This is a genomic window from Nocardioides sp. (assembly GCF_016462705.1).
In the GTDB taxonomy this organism is placed as follows: domain Bacteria; phylum Actinomycetota; class Actinomycetes; order Propionibacteriales; family Nocardioidaceae; genus Nocardioides.
Window position 1 is genome coordinate 1 of sequence record NZ_JAEMSS010000155.1, and the last position, 9,791, is coordinate 9,791.

Genomic DNA, 9,791 nt, shown 5'->3' on the forward strand with positions numbered 1-9,791 from the left:
TTCAGCCGGCGGGGGCGGCGGTGTCGGCATGGTCTGGGTGTCGTTCACGTTGTCGATCGTGGTCGCCCCGACTGTGATGTTCCTGAGACACCGCTGGGGGATCGCTAAGGTTCGCAGATGACCCGGACCCTCGTGACCGCAGCGACGACGCTGACCGTGCTCCTCCTCACCGGTCTCGCACCGGCCCACGCCGTCATCCGGAACGGCGGTCCCGGCGACGACCGGATCGACGGCACGGCGCAGCGCGACATCCTGCGCGGCAAGCAGGGCGACGACCGCCTGTTCGGGTACGCCGGCAACGACAACCTCATCGGCGGCGTGGGCAACGACAAGGTCAAGGGCGGCCCCGGTGCCGACGACCTGGTCGGTCAGTCGGGCAACGACCGCATCTCGACCGGGTTCGACAACGTCGACGACATCGTCAGCGCCGGCCCCGGCGACGACGTGGTCTTCCTGCGCGGCGGCGACGAGGTCTTCGCGGTGGAGGGCAACGACAAGATCGTCGTCGCCTACCCGGCCGACGACCTCTACGTCGACTGCGGGAGCGGCGAGGACCAGGTCGTGCTCAACGAGGCGCCGTCCGACGAGGCCTACTTCATCGACTGCGAGACCGTCGAGGTGGTGTCCGCGGGCTAGCCCGCGAGGAGACGTCCTCGACGCTCAGCGTCAGCTTCTTGAGCAGGGCGGCGAGCTCGGCGCGCTCCGCGGGCGTCAGCACCCCGACCACCCGCTGCTCCTCGCTGCCGCGCAGCTCGATGGCCGCCCGCCAGATCGCGACACCGGCCTCGGTCACCTCGATGTCCACCCGCCGGCGGTCCTCGAGCGAGGCCCGGCGCCGCACCCAGCCGGCCTGCTCCATCGACTCCAGGCGCCCCGACATGCCGGCGTTGCTGATCCCGAGGTCGGCGGCCAGGGCGGACGGCGTGGCGTGCCCGGGCGTGTCCCGGATCATCAGCAGGTGCAGGGTCTCGTACTCGTGGTCCTGGAGGCCGACCTCGGCGAGGGCCACCGCCGTCATCGCCCGGAAGTGCTTCATCAACCGGCCCATCCGCACGACGACCGCCTCGATGTCGTCGTCGAACTCGATGCCGAGCCAGTGGTCCCGCCAGCGCGCCACGTGGCGGTCCGCCCAGTCGTCCGGCATGTGCCGGAGCATAGTCGATAGTTCGTTGACGAATAGTTCGCCAGCGAAGTAATCTCGGGTCCATGACCGAGGTGGAGACGCGAGGTCGTCTGGGCCCGCTCCGGCACCGGGAGTTCCGGCTGCTCGTCGCCGGCACGACGACGAGCTCCTTCGGTGGGGCCGTCACCCCGGTGGCCCTGGCGTTCGCCGTGCTCGACCTCGGCGGCTCGGCCTCCGACCTGGGCCTGGTCGTCGCAGCGTTCGCGACCGCCGAGGTCGTCACCGTGCTGTTCGGCGGCGTGCTGGGCGACCGGGTCGCCCGCCGGCTGATGATGCAGGGCTCCGCGGCCGCCTGCGCCGTCGTGCAGGCGGCGGTGGCGACGCTGCTCGTCACCGGCAACGCCACCATCCCGATCCTGGCCGGCGGTGGCGTGCTGATCGGCTGCCTGCTCGCGCTCAGCGGTCCGTCGTCCTCGGCCATGACCCGGCTGACGGTGCCGCCCGACGAGCTCGGCACCGCGGTCGCGTTGCGACGGGTGCTGCAGAACGGCGCACAGATCCTCGGCTTCGCGACGGGCGGGCTGCTCGTCGCCGGGGTCGGGTCCGGCTGGGCGATCGCCGTCGACGCGGCGACGTTCGTGGTGGCGGCGGCCTGCTTCGCCCTGCTCCGGGTGCCGCACGTCCGTCCCGAGGGCGCCCGGCAGACCCTGCTCGCCGACCTGGGCGACGGCCTGCGCGAGGTGCTGCGGCACACCTGGCTGTGGCTGCTCATCGGCCAGGCGCTGCTTTACCACCTGTTCTACGGCGGGGCGCAGGGCGTGCTCGGGCCGATCGTGGTCGAGGACTCCCTCGGCCGCAGCGCCTGGGGCTTCGCGCTCGCCGCACTGATGGCCGGGTTCCTGGTCGGTGGGTTGACCTGCCTGCGCTGGCAGCCGCGACACGGGCTGTTCGTGGGCACGGCGTTCCTGTCGCTCACGGCCGCGTTCCCGGTCGCGATGGCGTTGTCCGACCAGCTCTGGCTGGTCCTGCTCGGCGCGTTCCTGCACGGGTTCGGGCTCGAGATCTTCTCCGTCAACTGGGACCTGTCGATCCAGCAGAACGTCGCCGAGGACAAGCTCGCCCGCGTCTACTCGTTCGACCTGGTCGGCTCGTTCGTGGCCCGGCCGCTGGGGCTCGCGGTCACCGGCCCGGTCGCCCAGGCGGTGGGCTTCGACCGCTGGCTGCTGCTCGTCGCGGCGGTGATGGGCGGGTCCTCGCTGCTCGCCCTGCTCTCCCGAGACGTCCGCGCGCTCGTCCGCTCCGGCTGACCCACCCTTGTCCCGCGCTGTGGCCTCCGTCACGATGGCCGCCATGACCGCACCCACGCCCCAGTTCATGGACGACCGCCTGGCCCACTGGGCCGCCGAGAACCCGGACGGGGAGGCGATCACCTACGGGCCGCGGACGTTCACCTGGGCGCAGTGGGACGAGCGGGTACGCCGCGCCGCGGGCGGCCTGCAGGCGCTGGGCATCGGCCGCGGGGACATCGTCTCGTTCCTCGACAAGAACCACCCGGCCTGTGTCGAGATCTCGATGGCCGCCGGGTCCCTCGGGGCCGCCAACGCGATCGTCAACTGGCGCTCGTCCGGCGACGAGGTCGACTACGCGGTCAACGACTGCGGCGCCAAGGTGCTGTTCGTCGGCACCGAGCTGATGCCGACGGTGAACAAGATCCGCGAGCAGCTCACCAGCGTCGAGACCGTCATCGAGGTCACCCCCGACGGCGCCGACGGCGACGCCTACGAGGCGTGGCTCGCCTCGTCGACGCCCACCTCACGGCCGGAGGACGTGACCCCGGACGACGTCTGCCTGGTCATGTACTCCTCCGGCACGACCGGCCGTCCCAAGGGCGTCATGCTCAGCCACCACAACATGGTCACGCACACGATCAACGCCCACGACGGCTGGGAGTTCGCCCCCGGCGACAAGTCGATGGTCGCGATGCCGCTCTTCCACGTCGGCGGGTCGTCGTACGTCCTCTTCGGCATCCACGACGGCGTCCCCTCGGTCATGACCCGCGATCCCGACGGGGCCTCCCTGGCGGGCGCGATCCTGGCCGGCGCCAACCGCACCTTCCTGGTGCCGGCGGTCCTCGCCCAGGTGCTGCAGGCCGGGCCCGACGCGGTCAAGCTGTTCGGGGCGCTCAAGACCTACACCTACGGCGCAGCGCCGATGCCCCCGCCGCTGCTGCGCGCCGCGATGGAGGCGTGGCCCGACACGGACTTCATCCAGGTCTACGGCCTGACCGAGGTCGCCGGGGTCGCCACGCACCTGATGCCCGAGGAGCACCGCACCGCGGTCGCCGACGGTCACCCGGAGCGGCTCGTGTCGGCCGGCCGGCCCATCCCGGGCGTCGAGGTGCGGATCGTCGACCCGGAGTCCCTGGAGGACCTGCCGACGGGCGAACACGGCGAGATCTGGCTCAAGACCGAGCAGCTGATGAAGGGGTTCCTCGGCAAGCCCGAGGAGACCGCCAAGGTCATCACCGACGACGGCTGGTTCCGCACCGGGGACATGGGCAAGGTCGACGAGGACGGCTTCGTGTTCGTGCAGGACCGGCTCAAGGACATGATCATCAGCGGCGGCGAGAACATCTACTCGCCGGAGGTCGAGCGGGTCCTCGCCGAGCACCCGGCGGTCATGGAGTGCGCGGTCATCGGCGTCCCCGACGACACCTGGGGCGAGACGGTGAAGGCGGTCGTCGCCCTCAAGCCCGACACGTCCGCGACCGAGGCCGAGATCATCGACTACTGCCGCGAGCACCTCGCGCACTTCAAGTGCCCCACGTCGGTCGACATCCTCGACGCCCTGCCCCGGAACCCGACCGGCAAGATCCTCAAGAAGGACCTGCGGAAGCCCTACTGGGAAGGCCGCGACCGGGCGGTGAACTGAGCACCTTCCGGCGCGCGAGGTAGGTCCGGCGACCGAGGACCAGCCAGCAGAGCACCGCGAACGCCGACAGCAGTGCCGGGGTCCAGTGCTCCAGCAGCAGTGACGCGGCGGTCGCGCACCCGAAGGCGGTGAGGTTGGCCAGCACGTCGTAGACGGGGGCGACGAACGGCCGGTTGACGACGTGGGCGACCGCGATCAGCAGCCCGCAGGCGAAGGTGACGGACAGGAGGAAGCTCACCACCGGCCCCATTGTGGGCTCTCGCCCCGGTGCCCTAGCTGCCAGGGTCGATGGCGCGCTCCTCGCTGTCATGACCGGGGTCGAGGTGGGTGGCGGCGGAGACCCGCAGCGGCACGAAGTCTCCCGCGGTCTCCGCCGAGACCACGCGGGTCGTCAGGCAGACGTGGTCGCTGCCGTCGTCCAGCACGGCGATGCGTTCGAGCCTCATCCGGTTCGGGGCGGCCCGGAGCAGGGGTACGCCGTGCTCGTCCACGTCGACGTCCAGGCCCGCGAACTTGTCGGTCTCCTCGCCCGAGACGGTGCCGAACCGCTCCGCGAGGTCGAGGTCCTGGGTGGTCAGGAAGTGGACCGCGAAGTGCGCGGCGCGCAGGCTCACCCGGTAGGTGTGGTTGGCCTTGGACAGCCACACGCAGTAGTGCTGCGGGCTGATGCTCGACTGGGCGTGGAAGCCGATCAGGCAACCGGCCTGCTCACCCTCCGCGGAGGTGGTCACCACGATGAGAGGTGGGTCGGCCGAGGCCACCAGCGTGCCGAACGCGTCGTCGCTCATCAGCCTCTCCCTCCTCGGGTCCCGGCTCGCTCGTACCTCAGGAACAGGGTGTCCTCCTCGGCCATGGCGCTCTTGAGCTCGAAGGTCGCCGGCGGTGCACCAGGCGGGGTGACCGAGACGGGCAGCGGGTCGCCGCCCATCAGGGGGGAGATGGAGAGACACAGCTCGTCGACCCGGTCCGCCGCCACCAGCTGGCCCAGCCACGTCGGCCCGCCCTCGCAGAGGACCACCCGTCTGCCCAGGCTCGCCAACGCCTCCAGCGCCGCTGCCGGTTCGACGCGTTCGTCGCCGGCGACCAGCACCGTCGCCGCGTCCTCGGCCCGCGCCCGCAGCCGCGGGTCGGCCGACGCGCAGGTGATCACGCAGGTGCGGGCGTCCTCGCGGGCGTCGGTGAACGCCCGCGCGGTCCAGTCGAGGTCCAGCGAACGAGAGACCACCGCGAGGGGCGGCGTGGGCGGACGGCCCTGCTCGACGCGCTGCGCCTCGGCCGCCTCGTCGAGGCGTACCGGCCCGTAGCCCTCGCGACGCACGGTCTCCGCCCCCACCATCACCACGTCCGCGATCTGTCGCATCCGGCGGAACAGGGACTGGTCCGGCGCGGTCGACAGGGCACCGACCCGACCGCCGACGGCCGCGGTGCCGTCCAGCCCGGCGACCATGTGCGCGGTCACCCAGCACTCGTGGGGTGGCGTCGACCTGTCGACGGCCAGGTAGGGCGCCAACGCGTCGGGCACCGGTGCGCCGGGCTGCAGCTCATGCACCGCTTCACCCTAGAGCCGGGTCAGCCCGCCGCTCGGCCCACGCCTCGCGGCGCGCGTGGTCGTCCGCGGCCGCCCTGGGGCGGGGCCGACACGGGGGAGCCGCTCACTGGCGTAGAACCGGAACAGGCAGTACGCCGACACGGCGCACAGGAGATGCCAGATGCCGTGGCCCTGGTAGACCGAGCCGGGCCAGCACAGGGGGGAGCCGTCCTTGGCGGTGTTCCAGACCGCGAAGGCGAGGGCGAGCGCGCCGACCGCGGCCAGGATCCACCGCCGGTCGAGCGTGGAGTCCCCACGGCGCAGCAGCCGCCGCTCGAGGACCAGCGCGGCCAGCAGCAGCGCGCCGAAGGCCAGGTTGCCGGCGTGCATCACGACCGGCACCTCGCCGCCGGCCACCTCGACGAGCAGGCATGCGGCCACCGCCGCGGCGAACACCGCCGCCATGAAGCCCCGGCCGCGCCGCCACACCCGCATCGCGGCGTAGGAGACGGCGAAGCTCGCGACGAGGTACATGCTCAGCAGGTCGAGGTGCCCGCCCAGCGCCGACTCGGTGGCGTGCATCGCCATGCTGGCCGGGCCGAGCAGGACGACCAGGCAGGCGTACGCCGTCCCGACGGCCGGCAGCCGCCACGCCTCGCGGGCGATGGCCAGGCCGGCCACCACGAACCCGAGGTTGCTCAGCGTGTTGACCGGCTGGCGGACCCGGCCGGCGGCGGCCTCGCAGAACTCCGCGCCGCGGTCGACGTCGGCGCCCAGCCAGCCGAACCGGACCGCGAGCACGAGGGTCGTGAGCGAGACGACGGCGGTGGCCGCGGCCAGCGCGACCGGGCGCGGCGAGGTCATCCGCTAGTGGTGGGCATGCTGGGTGCGGATCTCGCGCCGGTGCTCGGCGAACACGACGGTCTCGACCACGAGGGCGGCGACCACGACTCCCGTGACGACCGCGAGCTGCCCGAGTGCGGGTACCCCCGAGAACGGAGCCCAGACGGCGAGCAGCAGCGCGGCCGCCCCGAGTCGGACGGGGTTGAGCTCGCGCGCGACCAGCCACTTGAACACCACGTGCGCCAGCAGGTAGACCACGACACCGCCGACCAGCGCGCCCAGCGCGACGCCCTTGATCGGGTCGCTCAGGTCGTGGTCGTCGGTGTCGGCGACGTACTCCATGACCTTCTTCAGGCCCAGGGCGGTGATCACGATCGCCACCACCATCGGCATGTGCGCGAACGTGTAGGCCGTGCGGGCCAGCCGGGCCCGCGTCTCGGTCGGCTCCGCGGCCAGGGCCCGTTCACCGATCAGCGCGCTCACGTCGAAGTAGGCCCACCACATCGCCGAGGCGAGCAGCAGGCCGAGCGCACCGGCGACCAGGATCGGCCAGGTGACCGGCAGGTCGGCCACTCCGACGCCGATCGCCACGATGGACTCGCCGAGCGCGACGATGATGATCAGCCCGTGCCGCTCGGAGAAGTGCCCCGGGGAGGGCAGCCGCCAGCCCGACGCCCCGCCGAGCCAGGTGCCGACGTAGTCCGCGACCAGGGCGAACGCCCACAGCGCCGTCTGGGTGTCGCCCTCGGCCTGCGAGGCGAAGATCAGGACGACGCTGCTGCCCGCCACCGTGGGAGCGAACCGGGTGAGCTGACCGCGCAGCGTCGGGTCCTCCTGGGCGACCAGCCAGAACATCAGGAAGTGCAGCGCCCGGACCGCAAGGTAGGCCAGCGCGAGCACGAGGGGCCCGTCCAGCCCGCCGTCACCGTCCTCGAACGCCTCGGGGATGCACAGGGCGAGCACGAACAGCGCCGACATCCCCGCCAGCATCGTCATCTTCAGCGCCGGCGCCTCGACGTCGGTGACGTTGCACAGCCAGGACCAGCCGACCCAGGCCCACCACAGCAGCATCATCACCAGGACGCCGCGGACCAGACCCTCCAGGCCGTGGCCGGCGTCGATCTCGTGCGCCATGTAGGCCGTGACCTGGGTCAGCGCGAAGACGAACACCAGATCGAAGAACAGCTCCAGTGGCGAGACGCCGGCCTCGTCGAGGTCGTCGCGCTCGACCGGCCGGGCGGAACGGGTCGTGGTCACCGGCTCATTCTGGCGGCCGTAGCGCCTGTGGAGACAGCCCCACGCGCCGCCGGTCGCGGTGGCAAGGTGCTGGTCGCCGCTCGCGCAGGGTCACACGGGGAGCCCGCGCCGCCGGAGCGCCGCCCGCAGGTCGACCGCGCCGGCGAACACGATGCCGTCCATGCCCGCGGCGACGGCGGCGTCCACGTTCTCCTGCTTGTCGTCGACGAAGACCAGCGCGGACGCAGGCAGGCCGGAGCGCTCCACCGCGATCTCGTAGATCCGGGGGTCGGGCTTGGCCACGCCCTCGGTGCCCGAGACGACGACGTCGTCCAGCAGCGCGAGGACCTCGAACCGCTCCGGTGCATGGGGGTAGAGCTCGTGCGACCAGTTGGTCAGCCCCAGCTGCCGGACGCCGGCGCCGTGGAGCTCGCGGACCAGGTCGGCCGTGCCGGGGATCTCGCCGACCAGCGCGGCCGCGAAGTTCTCCCGGTAGGCCAGCGCGTGCCGCTCCCAGTGCGGGTGGCTGCGGCGCACGGCGTCCTCGCCGTCGGCCCAGGTGCCGCCGGCGTCCTGGACGTGGTTCCAGGCCATGAAGTCGAAGTCGTCGGCGGCCAGGAACCGCCGCGCCTCGTCCTCGCCGACGCCGACGGCGATCGCGGCGAGCGGCTGCCAGTCGACGAGGACGTTGCCGAGGTCCCAGACCACGCCGCTGGGGGTGCTCACAGCGCCGCCGCCGGACGACGGGGTGCGACGGCGGGCATCACGAGCAGGAGGAGCAGCACGAGGCCGAACGCCGTGCCGAACGACGAGGCGGCGGCGACCGAGCCGACCACCACGGCGCCCGTTGCCGTGCCGGCGTCGAACCCGATGTTCCAGACGGCGCTCGCGGTCGGGATGCCCGAGGCGGGAACGCGGGCGAACGCGATCAGCAGCGTGAGGTTCTGCAGCGCGCCGTAGGGGACACCGAGTGCCAACCCGCCTGCCACCAGCAGCCACGCCTGGTCGGTCCGCACCGCGAGCACGCACAGGCCGACACCGACGGCGCAGAGCAGCAGCAGCGGGACCACGAAGCCCTCGGCCCCGCGCCGGTCGGCGACGCTGCCGACGAGCCACCGGGCCAGTGCCGTGCTCGACCCCAGCACCAGCAGGGCCGCGGCCGCCCACAGGCCGCCGAAGCCGAGCTGCGGTGCGAACGTCATCACCGCACCGCCGGCCATCGTCACCACGAACAGCAGCACCGTGGGGCGCAGGACGGCGCGGACCGTGCCAACGTCGGTCAGGTGCGCCTCATCCTCGTCGGTCACCGACGCGGAGGCGGTGCGGTCGACCCGCCGCCCGAGCGCCAGTGCCGCGGGCACCCCCACGAGGGGCAGCGCCGCGACCGCGAACACCCACCCGTAGCCGAAGCGGTCCGCGACGGCGACGCTGGCGGGCATCAGCAGGACCATGGGCGCCGCCACGGCCAGCCCGTAGACGCCGATGGCCTCACCGCGACGCTCGCGCGGCACCAGGTGGGTGACGATCGTGCTGCCCAGCACCGTGACGATGCCGAAGCCCATGCCTCGCACGGCGGACCAGGCGAGCACCGGTCCCAGCGCATCCGACACGGCGTACGCCGGCGCGGCGACCCCCATCAGCACGAGGCCGGCGACCAGGACCGGGGTGGTGCCGTACCGGCGCAGCAGCCGCGGCACGAACAGCTGCGTGGCGACCGTCGCCGCGAGCAGCACCCCGTTGACCAGGCCCGCGCCCGCCTCGTTGGCCCCGCCCTCGACCGCCCAGGCGGGCGCGACGGCGAGCAGGGCGGCGTACCCGCTGAACCCACTGAGCGAGACGGCGACCAGCGCCGCCATGCCCGGCGTGTGCAGGAGGCTGCGGCGCCCCCGCGGACCGCTCAGGCCCAGCGCTCGGCCGCGGGCACGAAGTCCAGCGTCCGGTCGCCGGTGTAGATCTGCTTGGGCCGGGCGATCTTCTGCTCCTTGTCCTGCACCAGCTCGAGCCACTGCGCGAGCCAGCCGGGCGTCCGGCCGATGGCGAACAGGACCGTGAACATCTCCGGCGGGAACTGGAAGGCCTCGTAGATCAGGCCGGAGTAGAAGTCGACGTTGGGGTAGAGCTTGCGCTTGA

The 9,791-nt window shown here is 72.5% G+C and carries 12 protein-coding genes; 3 read left to right on the top strand and 9 right to left on the bottom strand.

Annotated elements, in window-relative coordinates; genetic code table 11:
* The first annotated feature begins 117 nt into the window (after window positions 1–117).
* Window positions 118–636, top strand: coding sequence for a calcium-binding protein (locus JHD21_RS17035; RefSeq protein ID WP_292677591.1), 519 nt, complete (start codon window positions 118–120; stop codon window positions 634–636).
* Here JHD21_RS17035 and JHD21_RS17040 read toward each other — a convergent pair.
* Window positions 596–1,144, bottom strand: a complete 549-nt coding sequence (locus JHD21_RS17040; protein ID WP_292677593.1) for a MarR family transcriptional regulator — start codon at window positions 1,142–1,144, stop codon at window positions 596–598. The two genes, JHD21_RS17035 and JHD21_RS17040, sit on opposite strands and share 41 nt — an antisense overlap.
* Before the next feature lie 62 nt (window positions 1,145–1,206).
* Here JHD21_RS17040 and JHD21_RS17045 point away from each other — a divergent pair, with 62 nt between their 5' ends.
* Together JHD21_RS17045 and JHD21_RS17050 are read left to right on the top strand one after the other, a co-directional pair.
* Complete coding sequence (locus JHD21_RS17045) at window positions 1,207–2,430, top strand: MFS transporter (RefSeq protein ID WP_292677595.1); 1,224 nt, start codon at window positions 1,207–1,209, stop codon at window positions 2,428–2,430.
* 43 nt (window positions 2,431–2,473) lie between these two features.
* Window positions 2,474–4,054 carry a long-chain-fatty-acid--CoA ligase gene (locus JHD21_RS17050; RefSeq protein WP_292677597.1) on the top strand — a complete coding sequence of 527 codons (1,581 nt, stop codon included), beginning with the start codon at window positions 2,474–2,476 and terminating at the stop codon, window positions 4,052–4,054.
* On the opposite strand, the gene JHD21_RS17055 is transcribed toward JHD21_RS17050, so the two are convergent.
* From JHD21_RS17055 to JHD21_RS17090, 8 genes are all read right to left on the bottom strand, one after another.
* Complete coding sequence (locus tag JHD21_RS17055; RefSeq protein ID WP_292677599.1) at window positions 3,999–4,295, bottom strand: hypothetical protein; 297 nt, start codon at window positions 4,293–4,295, stop codon at window positions 3,999–4,001. The two genes, JHD21_RS17050 and JHD21_RS17055, sit on opposite strands and share 56 nt — an antisense overlap.
* A 31-nt stretch (window positions 4,296–4,326) precedes the next feature.
* Window positions 4,327–4,842: a flavin reductase family protein gene (locus JHD21_RS17060; protein ID WP_292677601.1), complete on the bottom strand. Its 516-nt coding sequence runs from the start codon at window positions 4,840–4,842 to the stop codon at window positions 4,327–4,329.
* Window positions 4,842–5,603, bottom strand: coding sequence for a pyrimidine reductase family protein (locus tag JHD21_RS17065; protein WP_292677603.1), 762 nt, complete (start codon window positions 5,601–5,603; stop codon window positions 4,842–4,844). Before JHD21_RS17065 ends, JHD21_RS17060 begins: the two co-directional genes overlap by 1 nt.
* A gap of 9 nt (window positions 5,604–5,612) precedes the next feature.
* Window positions 5,613–6,446 carry a ceramidase domain-containing protein gene (locus JHD21_RS17070; RefSeq protein ID WP_292677604.1) on the bottom strand — a complete coding sequence of 278 codons (834 nt, stop codon included), beginning with the start codon at window positions 6,444–6,446 and terminating at the stop codon, window positions 5,613–5,615.
* 3 nt (window positions 6,447–6,449) lie between these two features.
* Entirely contained in the window at window positions 6,450–7,682 is a 1,233-nt protein-coding gene (locus tag JHD21_RS17075; RefSeq protein ID WP_292677606.1) for a low temperature requirement protein A, read from the bottom strand.
* A gap of 90 nt (window positions 7,683–7,772) precedes the next feature.
* Window positions 7,773–8,387, bottom strand: a complete 615-nt coding sequence (locus JHD21_RS17080) for an HAD family phosphatase (protein WP_292677608.1) — start codon at window positions 8,385–8,387, stop codon at window positions 7,773–7,775.
* The gene (locus JHD21_RS17085) at window positions 8,384–9,517 is read right to left on the bottom strand and encodes an MFS transporter (RefSeq protein ID WP_292677610.1); all 1,134 of its coding nucleotides are present in this window, start codon (window positions 9,515–9,517) and stop codon (window positions 8,384–8,386) included. Before JHD21_RS17085 ends, JHD21_RS17080 begins: the two co-directional genes overlap by 4 nt.
* A gap of 41 nt (window positions 9,518–9,558) precedes the next feature.
* On the bottom strand, window positions 9,559–9,791 hold a 233-nt coding region (locus tag JHD21_RS17090; protein WP_292677612.1), incomplete at its 5' end, for a citrate/2-methylcitrate synthase.